The following is a 25875-nucleotide window of genomic DNA, read 5'->3' as shown; positions in this document are numbered from 1 at the left end:
GCGCTGGCGAACACGCTGGCGCTTGCTGCGGCAGGTTGTGCAGGTGCGTGCCGTCCTCAACGCTGGCGGTTCCTGCCCATCACGTCACGAAGGACGGTTCACGGACAACCCGCCCGGCATCGCTATGGAGCTTCAACGCCACGCCTCAAGAGCGGCGCCGCAAGGTGCGGCGGGGGCGTTCTCGCTTGTCGTCGGGTGGTTGACCTGGCCCGCGTCAGTGGGCGAGCCGGAGAAGCCTTCATGCGGGGATGCCGAGTCGGCCCCATCTCCTTTCGGAGCGGTTCGGCCCAAGGCGTCCTTGTCTCGTTGTGAATCCTGGTGGGGGCGCGGCTGCGCCTCGGGCTTATGGCTGCAACCGTCCGGCGAAAACAATTTCCCCTGCGCTGCGCGCATTCCTCGCGGGACAAATTCTTTTCGCCTTCCGGTTCTCCACTGCGTTGCGACCGCAAGCGGTGCAGCCAGCCCGTCCCCCGCCGGCCGGATCACAACAAGGACGCGATGGGCGCGAACCTTGTTCAACCGAAAGGAGAAACATCATGGCCAACATCGGCACCTTCACCGCAGACAAAGACGGCTTCACCGGCACGCTTCGCACCCTGACGCTCAACGTCAAGGTCAAGCTGGTTCCCAACGACAAGGGCGACACCGAGAACGCCCCGGACTTCCGCCTTCAGGCGGCCGGCCACGACATCGGCGCGGCGTGGAAGAAGACCAGCGAAGCCGGGCGGCCCTACGTGTCCGTATCCCTCGACGATCCTTCGTTCCCGGCGACGGTCTATGCCCGCCTGATCGAGAACGAGGACGAGGACGGTACGCACGACCTGATCTGGTCGCGCAGCAAGCCCAAGGCGGCGTGACCGCCGCAGCGCCCCGCCCATCGCGGCGGGGCGCTGTGCTGCTGTTCGCAGCACATCACCACGTCACGCGCGCGGCTTCGCCGCGTCGCGTTCCTTCAACACCGCCTCCAGCTCCTGGCGCACCTGCGCCAGGAGCTCGTCGGCCTTGTGCGAGCTGTCGCCAGCGTAGGCCAGAGTCAGCAGCGTGAGCGGGTGGATCTCCATCACCTCGCACAGCTCGGCCAGCTTATGCAGGGTCGGGCTTTTAAGGTCGCGTTCGAGGGTGCTCATATAGGTGCGACTGGACACGTCAGAGAAGGCTTCCTGGCTCAAGCCACGCGCCTTTCTAACTGTCTTCAATGCCTTCGCCAATGAGTTCCCAGCCGCCACCTATGGTTTCCCTCGAAAAACCAAGATGACAGCCCATTGCGCTCTATAGGGCTACAATCTATAGTGTTCATTTGGTGTTCTACGTTTTTGTGCCTTTACGGAAATCCGCATCGGCGGGTTCCAGCAAAGCCACGCAAGCGCATCCGTGCTTGCGCACGAAGGCGTAAATCCGGTTTGGCGGTTCTGCGCTTCAACGTGAAACCGCATCCGTGCATCATTGGATTTGTGGGATTGCCGACCATGCCCCAGCCACTCGCCACCGTCCCGGAGCGCGCGCAACTGCTCGCCAACGGCGAGGCCCGCGCCGCTGGCCGGGCCATCGACCCGGTGCCCGTGGTGCGGCTGTTCACGCCGGACGCGCATGTGACCTGGCTGCTGGCCGCACTCGATCCCGCCGATGGCGATACCGCCTGGGGTCTCATCGACCTGGGAATCGGGATGCCGGCGCAGGGAACCGTCAAGCTGTCCGAGCTGGCCGGCATCGTCGGGCCGCGCCAGCAGCCCGTGCTGCGCGACCGCTATTTCCGCCCCACACGCACGCTGTCGGAATACACCCGGCTGGCCGAGCGCGACGGCGCGATCCCGGACTGAATACGGCCGACTGTGACTTTTTCAGTCTGGCGTCATACCGGGCAGGTCTTAATCAGCATTCTTGCGGCGTAGCCCCACCAGTCTGATCCAAATAGACATGATGCCCAGCGCGGGCTGCGGCAGGCTGGCCTGTGCAGCACTCCAAGTTCGGGGCGCTGCCGCCGCATCATTGAGACGAATATCGCAACGCATCGGAGCCAATCGGTCTTGACAACCCCATTCGCCTTTTTAACCCATGACGCTCTGACGATGGCGATGTAGCGCGTAGTTCTTCCGTGGCGGCGAGTCCTGTTCGCAGGAGGAGGCGTCATGGTCAATCCTCATCACCTCGCGTATTGGTATCCGACTGCCGCATACCTGTATGTCTTTTGGCTGGATGCGCTCGCGCTCGCTTGGGAGTATTTGCGCAGGCATCCCGACTACCGGCTCGACTGGCTTCGCCGTCATCGCGGGCCAGACACAGCGCATCGCTGGGGTTTGCGCCTACTGGAAGACCCGGCGCTCGATGCGCGCGACGCGCATCCGGCCTGGCTGCCCGGCCATGCCGCCGTGGTGAAGCTCTACCCCGATGCCGATCCGCCACAGGATGCGGCGACCTTCGCGTTCTGGCGCATCCCCGGTCACAAGCAACTGCTCCATGACGGCAAAGGGCTGGCGCTGATCGCGCGCAGCCCAGGTCATTGCCTGCGCTTCGCGCTCGCGCCCGGCCTGGAAGACGGCATGGCCGTGGCCTATGCCCACCGCGGCGAGGCTGCCGCGCCTACGCGCGGTCATGCGCTCCAAGCGGCACTGGCGGCGGCCAAGCCCAGGCCGACACCTACCGCGCTGCTGGAACTGCACAGCTTGCAGGCGCTCGACGCGACCCTGGCGGGCGCGTCCTTGCGTGAAGTCGCGGAAGGACTGTTCGGCGTAGATGCCGCAGCCGATTGGTACAGCGATGGCGGGCTGCGCTCCAAGGTGCGCCGCCTGGTGCATCGCGGCGATGCGTTGATGCGCGGCGGCTACCGCCGGTTAGCACAGCTTCCGCCGCTTGAGAAGGGTCGTTTTGATGTGGATGCAAAACGGCCCTGATCTAAAACCCCTCGCTTCTTGAGACTGCCTCCATCCGGTCGCGCTGTGTGGCCGGGCGCTTTCAACCGATGGAGGTTCACACCATGCGTCCCGCTCCCTTGCGGCCTGCCGCCACTGTCTCGACCGCTGCCGCGCAGCCCCAACGCTATCTCACCAACGACGAAGCCGCCGAGTACCTGCGCTTGTCGCCGCGCACGCTGGAAAAGCAGCGCGTGATCGGCGGCGGCCCGCGCTTTCGCAAGTTCGGCCGGCGCGTCATGTACGCCGTGGCCGACCTCGATGCCTGGGCTGCCGACCGCAGCTTCGAGACGACTTCCGATCCCGAATACGCCGAGCACCACTCGGCCGACAGCCGTGCGCGCTGATCGGCGGCGCGCGGCAGGCCATCGCCATGTCCAGCACCGCGCTGCCGTCCCGGCAGCGGCCGTTGCAGGAGCGCGAACAACTCGACCTGTTCCGCGCCTTGCCCGGCGACATGGCGCCGCGCGACAGCCAGGATTTGATGGCCTATCCGTTCTTCTCGCTCGGCAAGTCCAAGCGGGTCAAGCCCATCGACTTCCGCGCGGGCAACGTCACGATCCGCGTGGAAGGCACGCAGGAGCACGGCATCGCCACGATTTGGGATGCGGACGTGCTGATATGGGCGGCCTCGCAGATCGTGGAAGCGAAGGACGCGGGCCTGCGGCCGTCGCGGCTGATGCAGGCCACGCCCTACGAGATTCTGCGCTTCATCGGGCGCGGCAAGTCGCTGCGCGACTACCAGCGCCTCAAGGCCGCGCTGGATCGCCTGCAATCGACCACGGTGGCCACGTCCATCCGCGAGACGACCGGGCGGCGCCTGCACCGTTTCTCGTGGATCAACGAATGGAAGGAACTGGCCGATGCCAGCGGCACGCCGCTGGGCATCGAGCTGATCCTGCCGGACTGGTTTTACGCGGGGGTGTTGGATGCTGCGCTGGTGCTGACCATCGACCCGGCGTACTTCCGGCTCACCGGCGGCATCGAGCGTTGGCTGTACCGCCTGGTGCGCAAGCACGGCGGCAAGCAGGCATACGGCTGGCAGTTCGACTTTCGCTACCTGCACCAGAAATCCGGCAGCACCGCCAAGCCTTACGACTTCGCCTGCGACCTGCGCGCGCTGGTCGCGCGGCAGTCGCTGCCCGGCTATGTCCTGGGCATCGAGCGGATGCCCGACAACGGCATGGAGTTGCTGACGTTCCGGCCCGTGCCGCAGACGGCACGGGGATAACTCCGGGAAAACTTGTGAATGGTGTCGTGCTATCAGGCGTGCGGGGTATCGTGCTATCAGGCGTGGGACTATCGTGCTATCAGGCGTGCCGATCGGCCGCAAACCCGCGCCAGCATTGGGTTTCGCGCCCCTCTAACTTCCCTAACTTAAATTCTCTAACTTTTAGTAGGGAAACGCCGCTGCGGTGGACAACCACCACGCGGCCACAAACGGCAGGCAATACCAGCCGGCAGCCGACAGGTTTTGCAGGCCAATCAAGGCAAGGCTTTCCAAGAGGGAGGGCCGCGCCATGATCGTCGCTCTGCTCAACCAGAAAGGCGGCGTGGGCAAGACCACGCTCGCCACACACATCGCCGGCGAGCTGGCGATGCGCGGCCAGCACGTCGTCCTGCTGGACGCCGACCCGCAGGGTTCATCGCTGGACTGGACACAGCGCAGAAGCCAGCAGGGTTTGCCAAGGTTGTTCAGCGCCGTGGGCCTGGCACGCGAAACGCTGCATCAGGAAGCACCAGAACTCGCCAGGCGGGCCGATCACGTCGTCATCGACGGCCCGCCACGCATCGCGGCACTGGCGCGCTCCGCGCTGCTGGCGGCCGAGCGCGTGCTGATCCCCGTGCAACCCAGCCCCTACGACCTGCGGGCCAGCGCCGAGATGGTGGCGCTGATCCGCGAGGCCCAGGTGTTCCGGCCTGCGCTGCGCGCGGCCTTCGTCATCAACCGGCGCGTCAGCACCACGATCATCGGGCGCGAGGCGCGGCAGTCGCTGGCCGACCAACCGCTGCCGGCGCTGCGCGCCGAGGTTCGCCAGCGCATCGTCTTCGCCGACAGCGTGGCCGCCGGTCGGCTCGCACGCGAGACGGCGCCGGACAGCGCCGCCGCGCGTGAAATCACCGCGCTGGTGGACGAACTGCTGCGGTGGCCGACATGACCGAGAAGCCGCCACCGAACAGCAGACGCACGGCAAAGCGCGTCGGCATCGGCGCGCGTCCGCCCGCGAATCCGCAAGCCGAGGCGTGGATTCGCCAAGGCGACGCCGATGCGCTGGGCAAGGGCGACCTCTACACCGCCCGCCTGACCCTCGACATCACGCCCGCGCTGCGCGCGCGCATCAAGGTGTCGGCCTTCACGCAAGGCGTGACCGTGGCCGATCTGCTGCGCGGCCTGCTGGAGCGGGAGTTTCCCGAGCATCGCAGGGAGAACACCCCATGACCGCATCCGCTTCGCCTGCCGCTGGCGCGGCTACGGCTGCGCTCGCAGCTCCTTCCGGCCATCCTGCCAGGGCGCCGCTGACGCGCGTGGCACTGGCCTACATCGAACCGCGCTTCAAGCTCTACCTGCGCTTCGGCGAACCTGCGCGCACGCACCAGCTCGACCGCTGGCGGCGCTGCGCGGTGTTCCTGCCGCGTGCAATGTTCTGCCGCGTGCGCTGGGAAGCAAACGACTACGGCACGATCCGCTGGCAACTCATGGTGATGCAAGCCGCCACGCCGCTGGACGACATGCAGCGCATCCCCGGTGTGCGGCCGGGCGCACGCCTGCTGCTGCACGCCGAAGGCGAAAACACGGTGCGGGCCGTGCTGGAACGCATCGACGGCATCGAAGGGCAAGGCATCGTCGCCATCGACGTGTCACCCGCGTACTGGCGCACGCTGGGCAACCGTCTGGCGGCCCGCCTGGCGCTGCCCGAATACACCGCCGAGCGGCACGCCGCCTGGCTGGCCGGAAGGGCGCTGCCATGACGACCCAATCCAACACCACATGCACGCACGAAGTCGCGCCGCATCCTCGCTCGCGCCTGCGCGTTCGCATCGTGCTGGCGGGCTTCGCTGCCGTCGGCCTCGCTGCGCTGGCCTGGGCGGTGTTCGTGTCGCCGCTGCCGCGTCTGACCTACAACCCGTCCGACAGCGTGGCGGTCGGCTGGTATCGCATCGAACCGTTCGACCCGCGCACCGCCTCGCTGCCACGTCCGTTGTCCGTGGACAGCATCGTGCTGGTGCCGCTGCCCGACAGGGCCGCCATGCTGGCTGCGCAGCGCGGCTACCTGCCGACCCGCGTTCCGCTGCTCAAACGTGTGGGCGCAGTCGCGCCGCAACACGTTTGCATCGTCGCCGGGCAGGTACGCATCGACGGCGTGCCTGCGGCCGCCGCGCTGCCTACTGACCGGCTGGGCCGGCCGCTGCCATCCTTGCAGCTTTGCCGCCGCCTCGAACCCGGCGAACTGTTCCTGTTGAGCGTGACCAATCCGGCATCGTTCGACAGCCGTTATTTCGGCCCGGTCAGCGCATCCGCCGTGATCGGCGTCGCGGACCCGGTCTGGCTGGAGACACGCCCATGATGGCCGCCGATTCACTGCACGTTGCCGTGCCTCTCATCGTGCCATCGGGCATGCCGTTCCGGCTGCCGCCGCCGTGTCGTCGCGCGTGCAGCGCGGGCGCATTCGCGCCGCGCTTCGCGCAACATCCGGCGCAGCCGTCCAGCGTGCAGGCGTCTTGCCTCGAACGCGCCTGGCCTGCGGCCATTGGCGCGTTCGCCGGCGTGCTGGCTGCAAGCAGCACAGCGCCGCCGGGCCGCCGACGCCCGGAGCGACAGCGAAGGGCAAAGGCGGAAGGCAAGACAAAAGGACGCGGCACCGGGCCGCGTCGAAAGCCTGTCTGCACATGGGGGTGGCGCGGCACGGAGCGGCTTCGCCGCCGTGCCGCTTGGGGCGCGAAGCCCGCGCCGATGCGGGCATGTCTGCGTGCTTCGCACGACCGGACACGCCGGAGCTTACAGGGAACGCAGCCATGAGCGACCGCCGCGACGACGATTTCCGCATCCGCCCCAGCGCCCCGAAGAACCGGGGCCAGGGCTTCGTCTCCAAGGTGCTCAAGCAGGCGGGCAAAGCCAGCAGCGGCAAGTCCTCGGTGCGCCGTCCCGCATCCAGCGGCAGCGGCGCACGCGCTGGCCAGCGCCCAGGCTCGCGCCTCGGGCGCGGCCACACAGCGGCTCGCTTCGCGGGCGCGAAGCTCACGCCCATGTCGCGGCGCGTGACCATCAAGACGCTGCTGGTCAATCAGCGCAACGCCAGCCCGCAATCGCTCGCCAAGCACCTGCGCTACATCGAGCGCGACGGCGCCGGCCGCGATGGCGAGCCGGGCCGGGCCTACGGGCCGCAGGCCGACGACGCCGACCTCGACGCTTTCAAGGAACGCTGCGCCGACGACAGGCACCATTTCCGCTTCATCGTCTCGCCCGAGGACGGCGCCGAACTGGACGACCTGCGCACCTACACCCGGCATCTGGTGAGCCGCATGGAAGCCGACCTGGGCACGCGGCTGGATTGGGTGGCGGTGGATCACTGGAACACCGACAACCCGCACACTCACCTGATCGTGCGCGGGCGTGACGACACCGGCAAAGACCTCATCATCGCGGGCGACTACATCGCGCACGGCTTTCGCCATCGCGCCGCCGAGCTGGCGACCGAATGGCTGGGGCCACGCACCGAGCTGGAGATCCAGCAGACCTTGCAGCGCGAGGTGGCGCAAGAGCGATGGACGAGCCTGGATCGCACCCTGCAACGCGAGGCCGGCGAGGACGGCCGAGTGCAGATCGGACGCTTCAACGAACCGCGGCTGCAACGCCAGCGCCTACTGTTGATCGGTCGCCTGCAACGCTTGCAGCGCATGGGCCTCGCCGACGAGATGCAGCCGGGCACCTGGGCCGTCCATGCCGACGCGGAAAAGACTCTGCGCGCGCTGGGCGAGCGTGGCGACATCATCCGCACCATACAGCGGGCCATGCGCGGCGAGCCGCGCGAGCTGGCGGTGTTCGAGCCGAGCGACGACGGCCGAACCATCATCGGCCGCGTGGCCGCGAAGGGGCTGGCCGACGAGCTGCGCGACCGGGGCTATCTGGTCATCGACGGCGTGGACGGCAAGGCCCACTACGTCGCGCTGAACGCCCGCGACGAGCTGGCGAACTATCCGATCGGCGCCGTGGTGGAAGTGAAGGGATCGGCCGACGTGCGCGCGGCCGACAAGAACATCGCCGCGCTGGCGAGTGATGGCCTCTACCGTGCCGACCATCACTTGGCCGTGGCGCAGGGTCAGGCCGTGCCGGGCCGCGACCCGCACGAAGTCGTAGCAGCCCACGTCCGGCGCCTGGAAGCCCTGCGCCGGGCGGGCATCGTGGAGCGCGTGGCCGAGGGGCTATGGAAAGTGCCGGACGATCTGCCCGAGCGTGGCCGCCAGTACGACGCGCAGCGCCTAGGCGGTGTGGCCGTGGAGCTGAAATCGCACCTGCCGATTGAGCGGCAGGCCCGCGTGATAGGTGCCACCTGGCTCGACCAGCAACTGATCGGCGGCGGCTCGGGGCTGGGCGACCTGGGCTTTGGCGCAGACGCCAAGCAGGCGATGCAGCAACGCGCCGACTTCCTGGCCGAACTGGGGCTGGCCGAGCGACGCGGACAGCGCGCGATCCTGGCGCGCAACCTGCTGGGCACGCTGCGCAATCGGGAGCTGGCGCAGGCCGCCAAGGGCATTGCGGCCGAAACCGGCCTGGAACACCGGCCTGTGGGCGACGGTCAGCGCGTGGCCGGCATCTACCGGCGCAGCGTCATGCTCGCCAGTGGACGCTACGCGATGCTGGACGATGGCATGGGGTTCAGCCTGGTACCGTGGAAGCCCGTGATCGAGCAACGGCTGGGACAGCAGATTGCCGCAACGGTGCGCGGTGGTGGCGTGTCGTGGGAGATGGGGCGGCAGCGCGGGCTGTCAATCAGCTAGTGCTAACTCATGTATTTCGCTTTGTTTGCAAACCTCCGTCAATTCCGAGAGCGCGCAGTGCCAATGTGATTTCAACTCACGTATCGCGTTGTTTCCACGTTCAGTCAGAACAATTTCGATAACTCTGCGGTCATGCGTGCGATCCAAACGCTCTTGCGCCGTTCTTTGGATCATGCCCTTATTCTCAAGACGGTCTAATAGCCTAGTAACCGAGGCAGAATCGACTGCCAGGCTACGAGCCAAAGTGCTAGGCGTACATGCTGGAGTGACCGACATCTGGTGTAGCGCCATCACCTGCACAGCGGTCAAACCAAACGGAGCAGCCACGCGATTCAGCACTTGATTCCTTGCTGTGAAAAGCCGCGTGATGGCCGTAGAAAGCGCCATCACCCTAAGGGCAACGTCTGATTTCTCCGTGCCGGTTGCCCCATTCGGCATCATGATCGGGAGCGTCTACTGGGCGCTTCCTCACCGCAACCATAGGCACGCATGAATGTCACCACGGCTGCGTTCGCCCACTGGTCAATCTGCGCCGAGGAAGGTGCGGCATCCGGATGAGTCAGGCACTGAAGCTGGGGTTCGCCGCGAACCAAGTTGATGAACAGGCTCGCGGCAGTGTCACGGCCAATTTCTCCAAGATCGACTTCGCCGGACGCTGCCGCTCTGGCCAGTTGTTCGGACACCATCGTCGTCATCACCTGCGGGCCGGCCAGATAGAACGTCCGTGCGAGCTGGGGAAAGCGTGGGCCTTCGGCGATCACGACGCGGAAGACAGCCAGCCCGCCCGGAGACAGCACGATGTTCAAGTAGGCCCGAGCCAACAGGGTCAACGTTTCTCGCAGCTTCCCCGGGCGGAACTCGATGCCCTGCACCGTGTTCGTGAACGCTGCACATTCGGCTTCGATTACCGCGGTGAAGAGTGCTTCCTTGTTCGCGTAGTGCGCGTAAACCGTGGACTTGGACACGCCAGCCTCGCGCTGGATCATGTCGGTTGTTGCCGCGCTGAACCCATGGGTCAGGAAGACGTTTCGCGCAGCGCGCAGAACGGTGAGAGCCTTGGCGTTCAGCTCGCCGCTGCTCGGCGGCGGGGCGGTCATGACTTGGTTGGTTCGTCGCATCTGCTTGGGTCGGAAGTTTTGACACGGTGGCCAGGATTCTATATAGTACCAAACCGCTCGGTACGCATCAACCTAACCATTCGTCTCACAGGCATCTGCACCTAAGCAGGTTTCTTGTGAGCCGTCGGCTTAACTTTTATCGTAAATCACACCGAGCGGTTCGGTACTATTCGCGCATTGGATAAACCTTCATGACGTCACAACCGCTGCTCTCACAACTGCTGCGACAAGCAGGCACGGCGCTCTGCACGATCTCACTGGTCGGCTGTGCGGTGGGTCCTGACTTCGTGAAACCCGACGACAGGCTTGCAGCCGTTCAACTGTCGCCCAGGGCGGATTACGCGCAGGCTCAGGAAACATCCGCTGCGAACTTCCCATCGTCATGGTGGACGCTGTTCAACGATGACGTGTTAGCGGATCTGCAAGCCCGTGCGCAGGCGGGCAACCTGAACCTGCAGATCGCTTCCGAGCGCATTGAGCAAAGCCGGGCGCAGTTGGGGATTGCTTCCTCGCTGCTGCTGCCCAGCGTGGGCGCATCGGCAGGCTATTCCCGCGAGGCCCTCAGCGAGCACGGCAAGTTTGCCGCGTTGGGTGCACCGACGAGCGCGAGCGATTTCTGGCAGTTGGGATTCGACGCCAGTTGGGAACTCGATCTGTGGGGCCGCGCGCGGCGATCGCGCGAAGGCGCCGCAGCCGCCTTCGAGGCCACTGTGTATGAGCGCGAGGCGGCACGGGTGGCCTTGTCCGCCGAAGTGGCCCGCACCTACCTCCAATTGCGAGGAACGCAGGCGCAACTGGACATCACCCGGCAGAACCTGGAGGTCGCCGATCGCACCCTGCGCCTTGCCGAAAGCCGTGAGCGCAACGGTGTCGCCACGCGCTTTGAAACCGCTTCGGCGCGCGCGCAACTGGCAACGGTGGAGGCGCTGGTGCCAGAACTGGTCCAGCGCCGCAACACGCTGATGAACGCCTTGGCACTGCTGCAGGGGGAGGAGCCGCGCGCCCTCGATGCGCAGTTGCTTGAGGCGATGCCCTTGCCTTCGCTTCCTTCCAATGTGCCGGTGGGCCTGCCCTCCGAATTGGCGCACAGGCGGCCGGACATACAGCGCGCCGAAGCCCAGCTCCATGCCGCGACGGCGGCCATCGGCGTCGCCAAGGCCGATTTCTACCCGCGGATCGGCTTGCGGGGAAGAGTCGGCGTCGAGGCCTTCGAGTTCAACGACCTCGACAGTTGGGATTCCCGGTTCTTCTCCGTTGGCCCGACAGTCTATCTCCCGATCTTTCAGGGCGGTCGTTTGAAGCAGCGCCTGGCGCTGAACGAGGCACGGCAAAGAACAGCCGCCATTGCCTATCGGCAGACGGTGCTGCAAGCCTGGCATGAAGTGGACAACGCCCTGGACGCCTGGGCAGCCCAGCAGCACCGACATGCCGAATTGCTGGTTTCGTATGAACAGAACAAGCAGGCGCTGCATGCAGCCGAGCGCGGCTATCAGGAAGGCGCTGCCGACTACCTGAATGTCCTGGCCGCGCAGCGTGGCGTCCTTGCCAGCCAGACCAGCCTCAATGCCAGCGCCACCAACGCCGCGCTCACCCTGGTCAATCTCTACAAGTCGCTGGGCGGTGGCTGGGACCCTGACGCACTCACATCCGACCGGCAGGCCGGCGGCGATGCGCCCCTGACGACCACTGCGTCGTCTGCCACCTCGCCATCAAAGGCCGGCCAATGAGTGCCGCAGCGTTGCAGCCGACAGCGGCGCCACCCGCACCCGCTGCTGCGGCAGCCCCGCCGAAGCGGGCGATCGCCGGGCTGGTCGGCATCCTCATCGCGGCCATGATGGCCGGACTGAACAACCGCGTGGGCGCGTTGGCGCTGGCGGACGTGCGTGGCGCGCTGGGCTTCGGCCTGGACGACGCCTCCTGGCTCACGACCGTCTATAGCGCCGGCGAAGTGATCGCCATGCCGTTTGCGGCATGGTTCGCCATCACGCTCTCAGTGCGCCGCTTCGAGCTGTGGATGATCGGCGCATGCACCTTGCTGGCGGTGTGCATTCCCTTCATCCATGACCTCGATCTGCTGCTGGCCATGCGCTTCCTGCAAGGCATCGCCAGCGGCACGATGATTCCCGTGCTGATGATGGCGGCGTTGAAGTTCCTGCCACCCCACATACGGCTGCACGGACTGGCGCTGTATGCACTGACGGCCACCTTCGCCCCCAACCTCTCGATCTGGCTGGCGGGGCAATGGACGGATGGCCTGTTCGATTGGCGCTGGGTGTACTGGCAAATCCTTCCGCTCGCGGCCATTGCCGCCTTGTTGATCGGATGGGGCCTGCCGAAAGACCCGATCCAGACAGACCGCTTCCCGCAGGCCAACTGGCCGGGCATGGCTTTCGGCATGCCGGCATTTGCCCTGATTACCGTCGCCCTGGATCAGGGCGTGCGGCTGGACTGGTTCAACTCCCCCCTCATCGTCGTCTCATTGGTGGCCGGGCTGACGCTGCTGGCGGCCTATCTGCTGACGGAGTGGTATCACCCGGCGCCGTTCATCAAATTGCAGATGCTCAGCCGCCGCAACCTGGCGTTGGGCTTCACCTTGTTCATCTGCCTTCTGGTCGTGCTGACCTCTGGCGTGATGTTGCCGATGACCTATCTCGGGCCGCTCCAAAGCTACCGACCGCTTCAGATGGCACCAATCGGGCTCATCGTCGCGCTGCCTCAACTGGTCCTGGGTTCCGTGGTGGCGCTGTTCCTGTACCGGAAATGGGTCGATGCCCGATTCGTGTTCGCGGGCGGCCTGCTGCTGATCGCCCTGGCGTGCTTCTTTGGTGCGCAATTGACTTCCGATTGGAACCGCGACCAGTTCGTTATGACGCAGACGCTGCAAGCCTTTGGCCAGCCCATGGCTGTCGTCTCGATGCTGTTCCTGTGTACCAGCGTCGTACATCCCAGCGAAGGCCCGTATGTGTCGGGGAACATCAACACGCTGCGCGCCCTGGGGTCGGTACTCGGGGGCGCGGTGGTTGGGCAACTCGTGACCGTGAGACAGCGGTTCCACGCGGAAATGCTGCTGGACCACGCTGCGTTGGTAGGCAACTCCGTCCCGCTTGCTCCGGAGCCCGCTCAACTGATGGGAATCATCGGCCAGCAGGCGCTGGTGCTGTCGGTCGCGGATGCCTATCGCGTGCTGGGCGTTCTGGCGCTGGTGATGGTTCCCTTCGTACTGCGGCTGACCTACATTCCCGCGCCCGACTTGCAGGCCCCCGCTTCTCATTCCACACCGTCGTCGTCCCAAGGATAGTTTCACCATGGCAATGCCGAAGAAAGCCAAGATCACCAGTGCCGTGCTGCTGCTCGCAGTCGCAGCGGGCTGTGTCATTTATCTGAATCGTCCCGAGTCCAGCGCATCGACCCAATCCACGGACGACGCCTATGTACAGGCTGATTTCACCCTCGTCGCGCCCCAGGTGTCGGGAGTGATCGGCAAGGTACTGGTCGAAGAAAACCAGCCAGTGAAGGCAGGGGATTTGCTCGCAGCCATCGACGACCGGGATTTCATCGTTGCGGTGGATGCGGCAAAGGCACAAGTCGCCGCCGCCGAGGCCAGCGTCGCGGGGCTTGCCGCGCGTGTGGCGCAGCAAGAAACCGCGATCCGCCAAGCGCAGGCAGCCGTTGCGGTGGACGATGCCGAACTCAAACTGGCAGAGGCCAACCAAAAACGCTATCGCAACTTGGCAGCCGATGGATCTGGTTCGATCCAGGCACAACAACAGGCCGAAGCGCAGTTGGCCATTCGGCTGGCCAGCCGGGACAAGAACCGCGCGGGCCTGCAAGCGGCGCGGCAGCAAACGGACATCCTGAAAGCCGATCTTGAAAAGGCCAAGGCTGCGCTTTCTCAAGCGCAGGCCGCACAGGCGGCTGCGGAGTTGAAGCTTTCCTATACCCAAATCACCGCGCCCATCAACGGCATGATCGGCCAGAAGTCGGTACGTGTCGGCGCATTCGTGAATGCTGGCAAGCCGTTGCTGGCGGTGATTCCACTCGATGCCCTCTATATCACGGCCAACTTCCGCGAGACGCAGTTGGCGCGTGTACGGGCCGGACAATCGGTGGACATCAAGGTGGACGCCTTGCCGGGTGCCGTACTGAAGGGAACCGTGGAAAGCCTGGGGCCGGCCAGTGGCGTCAGCTATTCGGCTGTCGCGCCACACAACGCCACGGGCAACTTCACCAAGATCGTCCAGCGCCTGCCTGTGCGCATTCGCATCGACCCCGACCAGCTTGACGCTGCAAACCTGCGCGTCGGCATGTCCGTGACGCCGAAGATCCGCATCGGTGAATAGCGTCATTAGCCCAACGTGAGGACCCATGCAAATGAGGCAATACCGTTATCGCGTAACTCTGGAGCAATTGACTGATTCACATGGCGTTCCCACCGATCGCAAGCCTCTACAGTTTGAGGTTGGAAATCATGACGACATCATCTCTGTCGTGACGTGGATTCGCAGCAGAGGTGATTTCAGTAGCCAGGCGGAAGCCGCTGCTTTTGGAGTTGGGTTGAAGTTATTTGGTGGAGCCATCTTGGCAAACAAGGATGACCCGCTTCTGTCTTCGTTCCTGCCGCAGCTATATCAATTCGTGAAGGATTTCAAGGCAGGATCAAGCGACATCCAAGGAAAAGATTGATTCGGCTTCTCTGCGCGACACGGGATATGAATCACTATGGAGCTTCGTCACCTTCGATACTTTCTGGCCGTGGCCGAAGAACTCCGCTTCGCTCGCGCAGCGGAGAAGCTGCATATTGAACAATCGCCGCTGTCGCGGGCCATCAAGGAACTGGAAGAAGAACTCGGCGTGGCGCTGTTTGCCCGTACCACGCGCAGCACGCGGCTAACCCATGCCGGAACATTGTTCTTGGAGCATGTGCGTCGTGTGTTCGCTGCCCTGGAACAAGCGCGTGACAGCGTGAAAGCGGCGGCTAATGGCTTTCATGGGCAATTACGTGTGGCCATGTCGGATGGCATCACGCCGTCGCGCTTGCCGGCCTTACTGGCGTTGTGTCGTCAGGAAGAACCCGAGGTCGAAATTCGCTTCTTCGAGGTGCCGTTATCACAGCAGATCAAAGGGCTTCATGATGATCTGTACGACGTGGGGTTTGCCCAATCCGACGAAGTAGGCGATGGCATCGTCGCCGTGCCCGCTTGGAGCGATGCGCTCATGGTGGCGGTTCCCGCCCGCCATCCGCTGCTGGCCCACAAGCGCATTCCCTTGGACGAGTTGCTGCGCTATCCGCTGGTCCTGTGCGATCCGCAAGTGTGTGAAGGCCATGCCAAGCACGTTGAACGAGTGCTGCGTCGTGCTGACATGGAGCCGCTCATCGCAGAACGAGTTGCCACGTGCGATCTGATGATGGCACTGGTATCGGCCGGCTTCGCGCTCGGGTTGGCGGGCGCTGCACACATTGCCACCAGCCGTGAGCTAGGTGTCGTGGCCCGGCCGCTGGCGTCGCGCGTTCCGCCGCTTACGACCTACTTGCTTCGTCTTGACGGTGATCCGTCCGACGAACTGACACGGTTCATTGAGCGCGTACAGGCCATCGAACTGCCGGAAACTCCCAGGCCCATACGAGGCCGCAACCCTGATCCCCCGGAGGAATTGATGCCATGAAGAAGATCATTCCGTTCTTGCTGGTGACTACCTTGGCCGCTTGCGGCCAATCAGAGGCACCTCAGAAAGCTGCCGATTCGGAGGCAAGCATTCCGACGGTGGAAGAACTGGCGGCCAACCCCGACCGGCTCAAGGAACTGCGCCAGCAATGCAAGACCGACCGCTCCAAGCTGGGCGACGTGCTGTGCAACCGGGTAGCAGAAGCCACGCGCAAACGGTTCTATGGCGACGGAGAAACGCCCTACACACCGCCGAAAGAGTCGCCAAAGTTCTGATTGTTGGCCGTTCGCCGATTCGCCTTCACTTTTTTCTCGACACGCCGCAATGCGCCCGCGCTTGCGGCGTTTTTCTTTGGCTCGCCACCGCACTCATTCTTTCTTTTTCCTCGACCTTTCTGCTCTAAACGGGGTCTCCTCGTTTTCAGTGCAATAAGTGACGGTACGCAAAGCTAGCACTGGCGCGGGGGTGGTCTGGGTAGACCGTTGATTTCATTGACTTTCCTGTTCGCTTTGTAAACGGGTATGGTGGCCTCCCACTTTTGAGGTTCACGATGCAGGGTTGGCACACAACGTTTTTGGGGATGCGTGGGCTCCCCCGCGATATCAGCGACTTCGAGATGAAGGCATTTTTCACCTTCGATGGTGCCGAGCGCGACGCAATCAATGCACGCCGAGGTGATTCCCACAAGCTTGGTCTGGCGCTCCATATTGGTTTCCTGCGCATGAGTGGGCGTTTGCTCGGTGCCTTTCGGGTAATTCCAGTAGCCTTGTGGCGCCACCTTGGCAACGAGCTTGGCATTGCAGCACCAGAAGTCGCCTCGCTGAGAGCCATGTATGAACGCGGGCGCACGCTATTCGATCACCAACAAGTAGCCTGCACGGTCCTTGGATTCCAGTGGATGAGCGAGCACCAGCGCCGCTCACTGGTACGTGAACTGCGCGACGAAGTGGCGCGCTGCGCCGACCGCGATCAGCTACTCGTGCGGGCGCGTCAATGGCTGTACAAGAACAAGCTGGTGATCGTGCACGAGCGGGCAATTCGGACACTGATTGCGGCGGCACTTGCCCAGCTTGAAGTTGAAACAGGCACCGCCATCGCCGCCAGCGTTGATCCAGCAACACTTGATCGCTGGCGAGCCTCAGTTTCAGAGCTGCGCCCAGATGGACAAACCCAGCAGAGTTGGCTATGGGCTGCACCGGCGAAACACTCAACCCGCCAAATCAGCGAGGTACTGGAGCGCATCGACCTGCTTTACACGCTGGACGTTCATAAGCACCTGGCAGACATCCCCGATCTCATCTTGCGCCGCTACGCGCGCCGACTTGTCTCCAGGCCGCCCTCAGCCGGAGCCAAGATCAAAGAGCCAGCGCGCACCGTGGAGGTCGCATGCTTTCTTCGGTATTGCCTGTTCACCACCACAGACCAGTTGATCCTTATGGTGCAGCGCCGGATCGCCGATCTGTGGCGTCAGGCTGCCGCCGATGTCCCCGCTACCGTCAATTGGGCCGCAATGTACAAAACGCTGCTCGGCGAACTTGTTGCCTTGAGCGCGCAAGGTGCGGTGCCAGATGCTGAGTTGCGTGCCCGTCTTGAAGCCTTGATCACCGAAACCCAGAAACGCAAACCACCGAGCAGGGCCTCCCTGGTCCGCGAGGGATTGATTGATGGAATTCGCCCCGTGCGGTCGTTGCTCGTCGCCATTGCAAAGCTGCCCTGGCAGGCCACCGGCGAGCATCCTGCCATCGAGTACCTTGCCAAGCTGCAAGCTTTATATCTCAAAGGATCCAGAAAGCTGCCAGTTGAAGTGGTGGCACCAAGTCTGGGAATGATCTGGCAGGTTTCGATCTCCAGCCCAGACCGGGAACGGGCGTTTCAGGCGTTGGAGGTGGCCACCCTGTTTGCCCTGCGCCGCGCGGTGCGCAATGGCTCGGTCTGGATTGAGCACAGCCTGAGCTTTCGGGGTCGTGCGCGCTTGTTCTTCACGGACGAGCGTTGGCAGGCAGAGTCCAAGAAACACTATGCCCGTCTATCGTTACCCAGCAAGGCTGCCACTTTCTTGAAGCCTTTGCTGGCCAGAGTAACTGCCGGTGTCGATGCGGTGGCCGCTGCAGCCCGCAGTGGCGTACTGCGCGTGGATGATGAACTCCATTTGTCGCCATTGCCCGCAGAGGACGAAGACCCAGAAGTGACCAAGCTGCGCGCGGCTTTGGATCACCGCATCGGTGAGGTTCAATTGCCGGAAGTGATTCTGGCCGTTGACGCCCAGGTGCGCTTTAGCTGGATCATGCTCGGACGTGAGCCGCGCTCTACCGACGAGCTGCTGATGGTCTATGCCGGCATCATGGCCCACGGCACCAGTCTGACTGCGGTCGAATGCGCGCGCATGATTCCGCAATTGTCTGCCACCAGCATTCGCCAGGCCATGCGCTGGGCGCGGGACGAACGGCGTCTGAGCCAGGCCTGCCAGGCTGTGCTGGAATTCATGCAGCGACACCCGATTGCCGCCACCTGGGGGCGGTCCGATTTGGCATCTTCTGACATGATGAGCATGGAGACCACCAAACGGGTGTGGCAAGCCCGGCTTGATCCTCGGCGCAACACACCTTCCATTGGAATCTACTCCCATGTAAAAGACCGGTGGGGCATCTTCCATGCGCAGCCCTTTGTGCTCAATGAGCGCCAGGCGGGCGTGGCCATTGAAGGTGTCATCCGCCAAGAAAAGCTGGAGACCAGCCAGCTTGCTGTGGATACCCATGGCTACACCGACTTTGCCATGTCACATGCCCGTTTGCTTGGTTTTGATCTTTGCCCGCGGTTGAAGGAACTCAAACAGCGCCACCTCTTTGTGCCACGCGGCACCAAAGTGCCCGCAGAAATCGCTGCGGTGTGCGAAGCCAATGTCGACGTCGCTTTGATCGAAAAGCATTGGGATAGTCTGGTGCACCTGGCAGCCTCGGTCATGAGCGGACATGCCAGTGCGGTGGCAGCTCTTGCGCGGTTCGGTTCTGCCGCCCAGGGCGATCCAATCTATGAGGCTGGCGTGCAATTGGGGCGGTTGCTGCGTACGGCGTTTTTGGCTGACTACTTTGTCAAGGACGCTTTCAGGAACGAGTTGCGCCGGGTGCTCAATCGGGGCGAGGCTGTTAACGCCCTCAAGCGCGCCATTTATACCGGCCGGATCAGCCCGGCGCAGGCCAAACGTGTCGATGAAATGCAGGCTGTGGCCGATGCGTTGAGCCTGATGGCCAACATCGTGATGGCGTGGAATACCTCACAGATGCAGGCGGTCCTGGATCGCTGGTCGAACCGCCGCCAGGTCATTCCACCGGAACTGATCGGGAAGATTGCGCCCACCAGGCTGGAGAGCATCAACTTGCGGGGTGTGTTTCGCTTCCCGGTTGACCGCTATGCTGACCAAATCCTGCCTTCGCGGCCAAATGCATCGATAACTGGCACCAATGGATGAAACCGACCACGGTTTGACGCCACGAATCGCAGATTTGAAAGTGAACAGGAAAGTCAATGAAATCAACGATCTACCAACACCACCTCCGCGCCAGTGCTAGCTTTTCGTACCGTCACTTATTGCACTGAAAACGAGGAGACCCCGTCTTGAAGCGTCGGCGGAATTGGCGGCGCGCTCAGAGGCGCGCGCTGTGCTGGGTGAGCGCCAGGCGGAGCAAGCAGCTCAGGAAGTGCGAAAGGTTCAAGCCGAGAGGGAGGATGCTCGCAATTTGGCGGCCGAGGCAAGAGAGCAGGGCGCTCGCCTTTCAGGCCAGGTCGAAATGTTGCAAGCTGAAGCAAAGCGCAGAGAAGCCTTTGAAGCCGGGCAACGTGAAGAAAACGAGCGCTTGCGCGGGGAGTTAGAAGGCCTTCGCGCTGCAGCGGCTGGTGCCGCTGGTGCGGCACGCTAACGTTGTAATTCCGGTGTTTTCTCAGCGGATTGGCGTTCAGCATACTGTGCGTTGGCACGCACCCGCTCCAGGATGATCGAGCGCTCCCGCGCATTGAAATCACCACTGTCCAATTGCGAGTTGATCGCAGCCATCTTTTCTGCATGGCTGAGAACGCGATATTGATCGGTGTCTTTTGCGGGGAATATCTGGTGGCGGCGGGTGTTTTCTCTGAGCCCTTGTGCCACGTGCTCCACTACTTGGGCGAGGCCCCACGCCTGTAGCGGCTCACTCTGGTCCACCACAGACTTCTGCCAAGCATGCTCATGTTTTACTGCACTTGAACTTCTACGTCTGAGTGTCAAAATTTCACTGGCTCAGACGCAAAGCGAGCCCAAAGCGGCTTGCCCTGGTAGTTCCGTTGCCCGCCCGCGTAGCGGCATGAGTAGTTCCACGGATGCCTCCAGCACAAGTCCTGTTACCATCTGCCGCATTCTGATACAAATGGTGACCAAGCACGCCATTGAGCAGCATGTTCGCTGAAGCCCCGACCCCGCTTCTTTTCCGCCCCCGCTGATTGGGGTACTAACGATAGCCATTCCTTACCGGAATGCGCCAGGGGATACCATGCGTACCAACCTTCCTGTAACGCAGCGCGAATACAGTTTCGCGCAGGACATGACGCTCATGTCCACGACGGGCACACAGAGCCACATCGTCTACGCCAATGCCGCCTTTGTAGAAGTCAGCGGTTTTCCGTACGAAGAGATTGTGGGACAACCACACAACATGGTGCGCCATCCGGACATGCCCAAGGAGGCCTTCGCCGACATGTGGGCCACGATCAAGGGCGGACAGTCATGGACCGCCCTCGTCAAGAATCGCCGCCAAAACGGCGACCACTATTGGGTGCGGGCCAACGCCACGCCGAATGGATACAGGGATATATCCCAACGGGGGAAGGGGCAAAGCACTCGAATTTCCAAAAAATTAGTTTGCCTGTCATAGAAAAATTAGGACAAATTCAAAATGCCCTCTCGATCCAACGATGGAGTAAACGCCCCATGAGCCTCTTCAGCACCTTCGGCCTGACCGGCCGCCTGTATGCCGCCGTTGCGGCCGTCACTGTGGCTCTTGGCGGGTCTGTTGTCTACACGGCCAGCAACCTGAGCCATATGGACGAGCTTGCAAAAAAGACCGAGTCTTTGCACGTGCCGCAACTACAGCGTATGGCGGCCATCCAACTCAACGTTACGCGCACTTCGCTGCAGTTGCGCCACGCCATGCTCTCACGCACGCCTGAGGAGCGCGCCGCCACAATGGCTGATGTAACCAAGCTCAAAGGTACGCTGGACGGCTTGATGGCCGAGTACGGCAAAGCACTTGCCACCCCCAAGTTCCGGGAGAGCTTTGAGGCCATGAAGCCCTTGGCGGCCAAATTTTGGGAGGTAGGGGGCGAGAACATTGCACTGATCAATGCAGACAAAAATGCAGATGCCTTTGCATTCTTGGTAGACCGGACCATTCCGGCGCGCAATGCCTGGCTCGCAGAGATTGCCGTCATGGTCAAGGCGCAGGAAGACACGCTAGGCAACGAAATCCAAGAAATTAGCGCTAGCGCAGCCAGCACTCGTAACCTGCTGATGGCCCTGGTGGCAGCCATTTCCCTCAGTTTGAGCGCATTGGCTTGGTACATAGGCGCGGCGCTGCGTAGCCGTGTGCGTGAAATGCGCGAAGTAACCGAGCGTGTGCGCGACGGCGACTTCACCCGAGCCGTGGACGATGATCGGCGCGACGAGTTTTCGCCAGTGATTGCCGCCATGGGTGACATGCAAGCCGCTCTGGCCCGTGTTGTGGCGAATGTGCGCAACAATGCAGAGAGCGTGTCTAGCGCCTCCGCAGAAATTGCCCAAGGCAACCAAGACCTTAGCGCCCGCACAGAAAGCCAGGCCAGCGCGCTGGAAGAAACAGCGGCTTCAATGGAAGAGCTCAGCTCCACCGTCAAACAGAACGCTGACAACGCCCGCGAAGCCAACCAACTGGCCCAAAGCGCCAGCGCCGTGGCAGTCAAAGGCGGCGAGGTAGTGACCCAGGTGGTAGACACCATGAAGGGCATCAACGACTCCTCCAGGAAGATAGCGGACATCATCAGCGTGATTGATGGCATCGCCTTCCAGACCAATATCTTGGCGCTGAACGCGGCCGTAGAAGCCGCACGAGCGGGCGAGCAGGGGCGTGGCTTTGCCGTGGTGGCTTCAGAGGTGCGCAGTTTGGCAGGGCGTAGTGCCGAAGCTGCCAAGGAGATCAAGGGCCTGATCAACGCAAGTGTGGAGCGGGTAGAGCAAGGGACTGTGCTTGTGGATCAAGCCGGAGCTACCATGACGGAGGTGGTGGGGTCCATTCGGCGTGTGACAGACATCATGGGCGAGATCAGCGCGGCCAGTTCAGAGCAAAGTGCCGGGGTAGCCCAGGTGGGCGAGGCTGTAACGCAAATGGATCAGGCTACGCAGCAAAACGCCGCCTTGGTCGAGCAAATGGCTGCGTCCGCGAGCAGCCTTAAATCGCAAGCGCAGGACTTGGTGGAGGCGGTGGCCGTATTCAAGCTCACACAAGGTGAAGTCGCATTCACGCCTGCTAACCATCGTGGAGCGACGGCCATGAAACCCAGTGCACCCAAGCAGTTTACGCCGGTTAAAAAGGCTGCATCAAAACAAAGTGCCAACTTCAGTAAGACTGCCGCCCCTCGGCTGTCTGCGGCAACCCCCAAGCCACCGGCAAGCGGTGGCGCCAATGGCGATGATGCCGATTGGACTAGTTTTTAAAGCGCATCTCATCACTCTGAATTGCCCCATGACAGCCCCTCATGACCCGCTAAAGCCGCATAGTGCGAAGGGCTCTTTGTACGACCTTGCCGATGCGTTGAACACCTTGCGTGACAGTCTGCTTGATGCGTCGATCGCATTGCGGGATTACCAGTTTGAGCTGGATTCAGAGCAACGCAGCTACGCGAACAAGGTGGCGTCAGCAGTGATAGATCGTGTTACTGCCGGGCTCCGATGAGGTGGCAAAAAAGATTGAGAAGTTAAGGCAACACGGAGCATGCCACGCAATAGATGTGGGCGCTATGTTGCACATTTTGCGCAGATGAATAAAGCGGCAGGGTTGTTAAATGTTGATCAGCGCCAGGGCTGCGAATGCCCTGGTGGCAACCTGCTACAGCGCTTCGACAGCGCACTTTGCCAAAGCCTCAAGGGTGCTTGCATGCCCAAACATGCGTTATCGGGCACCGTTGTGGCTTTTTGGCATTTGTCTTTTGCTAGAGAAAATACTCGACATGACTTCGCTAAAGCTCGGAATCGTAGGCTTGGAATCGGCCGAAATCAGCCGCGTCAGAATCTTGCTGCGACTCTTGGCAGGTTCGCCCAATTTTCACTGGAGCTACGCCGCGGTAGGCCCTTTTGACGCTGTACTTATCGCCCAAAGCATTGCGACCCCTGCAGATGCTGTACGTATCGATGTGCTGCCTGCCGGTGCAGCGGCTGTAGGCGGTTCGCTACTACTTCCCATCGACGCCAATGCATTGGAAGAGGTGCTCTACATACTGCAAGGGGTTCTAAGCCGGAACCGCCGAAAATTCCGTCAGCCGATCAACGTGGCTTGTCCCGCGCCCGGTCGATGGGGTAGACCCAACAGTCGTGTCACTAGCCGCCATTTCGATCACGGCAATGCCAGCCGGACGTCACGTCCAGATTGTTCCGGTCTGGATGAGGCCGACTGACGTCTCGGATGACGGGTGGCATACAACTGCTGTGAGTCCTGCAGGGGGGCAGCTGCCTGACCGGACGGCGAGCATCAGCCCATCTCATGTATTAGTCATGTCAGCTTTGACACTGCGCACGCGACGGCACCCGACCCGTTGCAGACCCCCAGACATATGGAAAGCTGACGCTCAACGTGGAGTTAGCCGGCGCGGCGCGGCTTCATCGCGCAGCGTCCGTGTTGATGGATGGGTTAGAACTCTCTGGGGCACACATTTGAGAAAGACTATTTTTCAGCCAACGCAAAACCCGCGTTGCCAGATGCAACCACTGAGACAAATACAAACGGCACTGGACTAGTATTTAGAGCGCCATGCACTTGGCCAGGTTTTGCTATGGCAATATCTCCAGCCTTTAGATGAGCGACTTTGCCGCCTCCTTGGTAATACTCAGCCTCTCCAGAGATAACCGTCCAAGTATCTTGGCCGTCCGGGTGAACATGAGCGGTTATTTCTTGCCCAGGATGGGCATGCCAAACAACAACTGCTGAGTCCTTGGTTTCCAGAACCACTGAACGAATTGGTTCGCCGTCAGACGGACGAATATATTCTGTTACCGAAAATATTCTTGATTCCATTTCCATATCCACTCCAAAAATCAATTTGGCTTGAGAAGTTATTACAGAACAACTGTATCCGAGAGTTCTACGTTGCCGATAACCGGCCCGAAACGGCGGCGCAACGCGCCGCTGTTGGGGGTCCGTGTTCATCGGCGGGTTAGACCTGTGCTTGCGTAAGACGAATATCGACTTCTCGGTCGACGTATTTCCATTCCTCTGACGCACGCAGTTCGGAAAGCAGCCTGTTGAACTCAACCTCATGAATTGGCGCGTATTCGAACCAATTCAGAAAATCGAACGGTTCATTCTCTGAGAGGTCGCGGCAGTGGTGGAGCTTGCGCGCTACTGCAGGCAAATACTGAAGCCCGATTTGGACGTGCTTCGACTGTTCGAAAACGCTCCGGCGTTCGTCTTGCGTGAGCTCCCACCAAGCTGCGTTCTTCCGGATCGGTATTAGCGCACCGCACGTTGCTTCTGGGCGCGCCAGACCTTGCTGCTTCGCTACAATTTCATTCTTCTCTGCGCGCATGACATATCGTTCATTGCTGGTTATTCCACGAAGTATCCAGGGTGCATTGGTTTCAGACTGCAACTCTGAAGCGGATACGACGTTGAGCCTTTTGGCTTCAGGCAGGGGCTCGCCAACTCTCGTTTCGGCCCTGACAATCCGCCAAGGGCCAATGTCTGCGCCGACGAAAGCAAATAATCGTGTATCCATTTCAATCTTTCATGTGTGAATGTTTTAACTCTTGCAGCTTCGAAGAACCTATCTGCCGATCCCGTGCTTGTGCATCATCGCCTCCGCGCAACTGCGACGACCGCCCGCAGCAATCACATTGAACTTTCGAATCGAAACTGCTGAAGCGAACCTACGCGGACGTACGGCCGCAGTCTGTGCGCTGCCGGACGGAGCGCTGCCAATTTGCGCCTACTGGCAGGCTGTGAGTGCGCGGATGGGCCAGCGACCTCCCTTCATAGAGGGAGCGAAGCAGGTCAGAGACACTATTGAACGTCCGCTACCGGGAAGATGCTTGACCGTCCGCAACTGGCCGCCTGCCGCCGACCGCGGTCTGGCTCGAAAGCAGTCTGTCAACGCGCCGTTTCATTGTTGCCATGATCATATCTTAATCGCGCACAGGCGGCCACAGGCGGGCAGTATGAACCAGCGTCAGTATCCACACCGTTTCGCCGTCGATCTGATACACCAGGCGATAGCTTTCGTGCGGGATCAACTCGCGGGTCCCGGGAATCTTTCCCGGCTTGCCCAGCATGGGGTGCTGGATCAAGCGGGCGGCCGCGTCGCTGAAAATCTCATCCATCCGGGCCGCCGCGCGCGGATTGTCGGCTGCGATGTAGTCCCACACATCGGCACGGTCTTGCTGCGCTTCGGGCGTCCAAACAACCCTCACGCCTGGCTCGCCACACTGGCACGCCGTGCGGCGAATTCGGCCTCAACTTCATCGTTCGACCGCCCCAATCCAGCGCGCATCGAAGCCCGGCCGGCTTCGACCTTGCGGCGCAGGAACTCGTCGTACTCGCGCGACTCGCGCTGGCGCTGAACGAACTCGCGCATCAGCTCGCGCAGCACTTGCGACGCCGGGCGATGGGCCGCCTCGGCTTCGGCCATAAACTCGGCGCGCAACTCAGGCTCCAGCTTCATCGTGAAAACGGCTTGTTTTGACATGATCGGGGCCTCCTGCCACTTGATACTAACAAAGTATATACGCCGTCATTACTAAGCGCTATTCACAGAACGCTGCAAGGCGGGCGTGCGCTAGGCCAAGGCCTGTCGGAAAACATTTGTTTTTCGACAGGCCTTCAACGGTCCTCTGCACCAACCTCCGAGTGGCCGCAAAATTGTGCGGAAAACTCTGTCGCCAGACGCTACCATACGGAAACCTCGTCTTAATGGTTTTCCGC

The 25875-nt window shown here is 62.2% G+C and carries 28 protein-coding genes and 1 pseudogene; 20 read left to right on the top strand and 9 right to left on the bottom strand.

Annotated elements, in window-relative coordinates:
- Positions 1 to 536: 536 nt before the first annotated feature.
- A complete protein-coding gene (locus AC1HFW_RS30175; RefSeq protein WP_034008064.1) occupies positions 537 to 857 on the top strand; it encodes a DUF736 domain-containing protein in 321 nt (106 codons plus the stop codon).
- 63 nt (positions 858 to 920) lie between these two features.
- Here the strand turns inward: AC1HFW_RS30175 and AC1HFW_RS30170 are convergent, their stop codons facing one another.
- Complete coding sequence (locus tag AC1HFW_RS30170) at positions 921 to 1226, bottom strand: helix-turn-helix domain-containing protein (protein WP_034008067.1); 306 nt, start codon at positions 1224 to 1226, stop codon at positions 921 to 923.
- Between the two features lie 240 nt (positions 1227 to 1466).
- On the opposite strand from AC1HFW_RS30170, the gene AC1HFW_RS30165 reads away from it, so the two are divergent.
- The 4 genes from AC1HFW_RS30165 to AC1HFW_RS30150 all read left to right on the top strand — a co-directional run bounded on the left by AC1HFW_RS30165 (position 1467) and on the right by AC1HFW_RS30150 (position 4137).
- Entirely contained in the window at positions 1467 to 1817 is a 351-nt protein-coding gene (locus tag AC1HFW_RS30165) for a DUF2958 domain-containing protein (protein ID WP_034008069.1), read from the top strand.
- A 309-nt stretch (positions 1818 to 2126) separates the two neighbouring features.
- Positions 2127 to 2888: a DUF2285 domain-containing protein gene (locus tag AC1HFW_RS30160; RefSeq protein WP_034008072.1), complete on the top strand. Its 762-nt coding sequence runs from the start codon at positions 2127 to 2129 to the stop codon at positions 2886 to 2888.
- Between the two features lie 83 nt (positions 2889 to 2971).
- A complete protein-coding gene (locus tag AC1HFW_RS30155; RefSeq protein ID WP_003107109.1) occupies positions 2972 to 3253 on the top strand; it encodes a helix-turn-helix transcriptional regulator in 282 nt (93 codons plus the stop codon).
- A gap of 26 nt (positions 3254 to 3279) precedes the next feature.
- Positions 3280 to 4137 (top strand): replication initiator protein A, encoded by an 858-nt coding sequence (locus tag AC1HFW_RS30150; protein ID WP_035479500.1) that lies wholly within the window; start codon positions 3280 to 3282, stop codon positions 4135 to 4137.
- A gap of 162 nt (positions 4138 to 4299) precedes the next feature.
- Here AC1HFW_RS30150 and AC1HFW_RS30145 read toward each other — a convergent pair whose 3' ends face one another.
- On the bottom strand, positions 4300 to 4428 hold the full coding sequence (locus tag AC1HFW_RS30145) for a hypothetical protein (protein ID WP_256380743.1): 129 nt from the start codon (positions 4426 to 4428) through the stop codon (positions 4300 to 4302).
- Here AC1HFW_RS30145 and parA point away from each other — a divergent pair.
- From parA to AC1HFW_RS30120, 5 genes are all read left to right on the top strand, one after another.
- Positions 4427 to 5065: a ParA family partition ATPase gene (gene parA / locus AC1HFW_RS30140; RefSeq protein WP_034008074.1), complete on the top strand. Its 639-nt coding sequence runs from the start codon at positions 4427 to 4429 to the stop codon at positions 5063 to 5065. The genes AC1HFW_RS30145 and parA overlap by 2 nt on opposite strands.
- Entirely contained in the window at positions 5062 to 5346 is a 285-nt protein-coding gene (locus AC1HFW_RS30135) for a hypothetical protein (protein ID WP_034008121.1), read from the top strand. The genes parA and AC1HFW_RS30135 overlap by 4 nt, the downstream gene beginning before the upstream one ends.
- Positions 5343 to 5876, top strand: coding sequence for a DUF2840 domain-containing protein (locus tag AC1HFW_RS30130; RefSeq protein ID WP_034008076.1), 534 nt, complete (start codon positions 5343 to 5345; stop codon positions 5874 to 5876). Before AC1HFW_RS30135 ends, AC1HFW_RS30130 begins: the two co-directional genes overlap by 4 nt.
- Positions 5873 to 6472: a S26 family signal peptidase gene (locus AC1HFW_RS30125; protein WP_034008077.1), complete on the top strand. Its 600-nt coding sequence runs from the start codon at positions 5873 to 5875 to the stop codon at positions 6470 to 6472. The genes AC1HFW_RS30130 and AC1HFW_RS30125 overlap by 4 nt, the downstream gene beginning before the upstream one ends.
- A gap of 448 nt (positions 6473 to 6920) precedes the next feature.
- Complete coding sequence (locus tag AC1HFW_RS30120; protein WP_035481257.1) at positions 6921 to 8903, top strand: relaxase/mobilization nuclease domain-containing protein; 1983 nt, start codon at positions 6921 to 6923, stop codon at positions 8901 to 8903.
- On the opposite strand, the gene AC1HFW_RS30115 is transcribed toward AC1HFW_RS30120, so the two are convergent.
- Positions 8892 to 9344, bottom strand: a complete 453-nt coding sequence (locus AC1HFW_RS30115) for a MarR family winged helix-turn-helix transcriptional regulator (protein WP_202904314.1) — start codon at positions 9342 to 9344, stop codon at positions 8892 to 8894. The genes AC1HFW_RS30120 and AC1HFW_RS30115 overlap by 12 nt on opposite strands.
- Positions 9341 to 10000: a TetR/AcrR family transcriptional regulator gene (locus tag AC1HFW_RS30110; RefSeq protein WP_074921864.1), complete on the bottom strand. Its 660-nt coding sequence runs from the start codon at positions 9998 to 10000 to the stop codon at positions 9341 to 9343. Before AC1HFW_RS30110 ends, AC1HFW_RS30115 begins: the two co-directional genes overlap by 4 nt.
- A 212-nt stretch (positions 10001 to 10212) precedes the next feature.
- Here AC1HFW_RS30110 and AC1HFW_RS30105 point away from each other — a divergent pair, with 212 nt between their 5' ends.
- The 7 genes from AC1HFW_RS30105 (at position 10213) to AC1HFW_RS30075 (ending at position 19151) form a co-directional block, all read left to right on the top strand.
- Positions 10213 to 11748 (top strand): efflux transporter outer membrane subunit, encoded by a 1536-nt coding sequence (locus AC1HFW_RS30105; protein WP_005304555.1) that lies wholly within the window; start codon positions 10213 to 10215, stop codon positions 11746 to 11748.
- Entirely contained in the window at positions 11745 to 13319 is a 1575-nt protein-coding gene (locus AC1HFW_RS30100) for an MFS transporter (protein WP_074921862.1), read from the top strand. Before AC1HFW_RS30105 ends, AC1HFW_RS30100 begins: the two co-directional genes overlap by 4 nt.
- Before the next feature lie 7 nt (positions 13320 to 13326).
- Complete coding sequence (locus AC1HFW_RS30095) at positions 13327 to 14361, top strand: HlyD family secretion protein (protein WP_011806069.1); 1035 nt, start codon at positions 13327 to 13329, stop codon at positions 14359 to 14361.
- Positions 14362 to 14392: 31 nt separating this feature from the next.
- Entirely contained in the window at positions 14393 to 14704 is a 312-nt protein-coding gene (locus tag AC1HFW_RS30090; RefSeq protein WP_035481292.1) for a DUF3861 domain-containing protein, read from the top strand.
- Between the two features lie 36 nt (positions 14705 to 14740).
- Positions 14741 to 15685, top strand: coding sequence for a LysR family transcriptional regulator (locus AC1HFW_RS30085; protein ID WP_052814403.1), 945 nt, complete (start codon positions 14741 to 14743; stop codon positions 15683 to 15685).
- A complete protein-coding gene (locus AC1HFW_RS30080) occupies positions 15682 to 15960 on the top strand; it encodes an EexN family lipoprotein (protein WP_011806066.1) in 279 nt (92 codons plus the stop codon). The genes AC1HFW_RS30085 and AC1HFW_RS30080 overlap by 4 nt, the downstream gene beginning before the upstream one ends.
- Before the next feature lie 275 nt (positions 15961 to 16235).
- On the top strand, positions 16236 to 19151 hold the full coding sequence (locus AC1HFW_RS30075; protein WP_003049965.1) for a Tn3-like element IS1071 family transposase: 2916 nt from the start codon (positions 16236 to 16238) through the stop codon (positions 19149 to 19151).
- A 444-nt stretch (positions 19152 to 19595) separates the two neighbouring features.
- On the opposite strand, the gene AC1HFW_RS30070 is transcribed toward AC1HFW_RS30075, so the two are convergent.
- Positions 19596 to 19880, bottom strand: coding sequence for a hypothetical protein (locus tag AC1HFW_RS30070; RefSeq protein ID WP_279494659.1), 285 nt, complete (start codon positions 19878 to 19880; stop codon positions 19596 to 19598).
- Positions 19881 to 20205: 325 nt separating this feature from the next.
- Between AC1HFW_RS30070 and AC1HFW_RS30065 the strand changes: the two are divergent.
- The 3 genes and pseudogenes from AC1HFW_RS30065 to AC1HFW_RS30055 all read left to right on the top strand — a co-directional run.
- Positions 20206 to 20508 (top strand): annotated as a pseudogene (locus tag AC1HFW_RS30065) (PAS domain-containing protein); the annotation flags it as partial.
- A 134-nt stretch (positions 20509 to 20642) separates the two neighbouring features.
- Positions 20643 to 22400 (top strand): methyl-accepting chemotaxis protein, encoded by a 1758-nt coding sequence (locus AC1HFW_RS30060; protein ID WP_279494658.1) that lies wholly within the window; start codon positions 20643 to 20645, stop codon positions 22398 to 22400.
- Positions 22401 to 22747: 347 nt separating this feature from the next.
- Complete coding sequence (locus tag AC1HFW_RS30055; RefSeq protein ID WP_279494656.1) at positions 22748 to 23356, top strand: hypothetical protein; 609 nt, start codon at positions 22748 to 22750, stop codon at positions 23354 to 23356.
- A gap of 266 nt (positions 23357 to 23622) precedes the next feature.
- Here the strand turns inward: AC1HFW_RS30055 and AC1HFW_RS30050 are convergent, their stop codons facing one another.
- The 4 genes from AC1HFW_RS30050 to AC1HFW_RS30035 all read right to left on the bottom strand — a co-directional run bounded on the left by AC1HFW_RS30050 (position 23623) and on the right by AC1HFW_RS30035 (position 25639).
- Entirely contained in the window at positions 23623 to 23979 is a 357-nt protein-coding gene (locus AC1HFW_RS30050; RefSeq protein WP_012435589.1) for a cupin domain-containing protein, read from the bottom strand.
- A gap of 133 nt (positions 23980 to 24112) precedes the next feature.
- On the bottom strand, positions 24113 to 24673 hold the full coding sequence (locus tag AC1HFW_RS30045) for a chlorite dismutase family protein (protein WP_011514928.1): 561 nt from the start codon (positions 24671 to 24673) through the stop codon (positions 24113 to 24115).
- A 406-nt stretch (positions 24674 to 25079) separates the two neighbouring features.
- Entirely contained in the window at positions 25080 to 25364 is a 285-nt protein-coding gene (locus AC1HFW_RS30040; RefSeq protein WP_011342942.1) for a type II toxin-antitoxin system RelE/ParE family toxin, read from the bottom strand.
- Complete coding sequence (locus AC1HFW_RS30035) at positions 25361 to 25639, bottom strand: hypothetical protein (RefSeq protein WP_011342941.1); 279 nt, start codon at positions 25637 to 25639, stop codon at positions 25361 to 25363. Before AC1HFW_RS30035 ends, AC1HFW_RS30040 begins: the two co-directional genes overlap by 4 nt.
- Positions 25640 to 25875: the final 236 nt, after the last annotated feature.

It is taken from the genome of Achromobacter sp. ISS7 (assembly GCF_056523125.1).
This window is presented reverse-complemented; position numbering and strand designations above follow the sequence as displayed.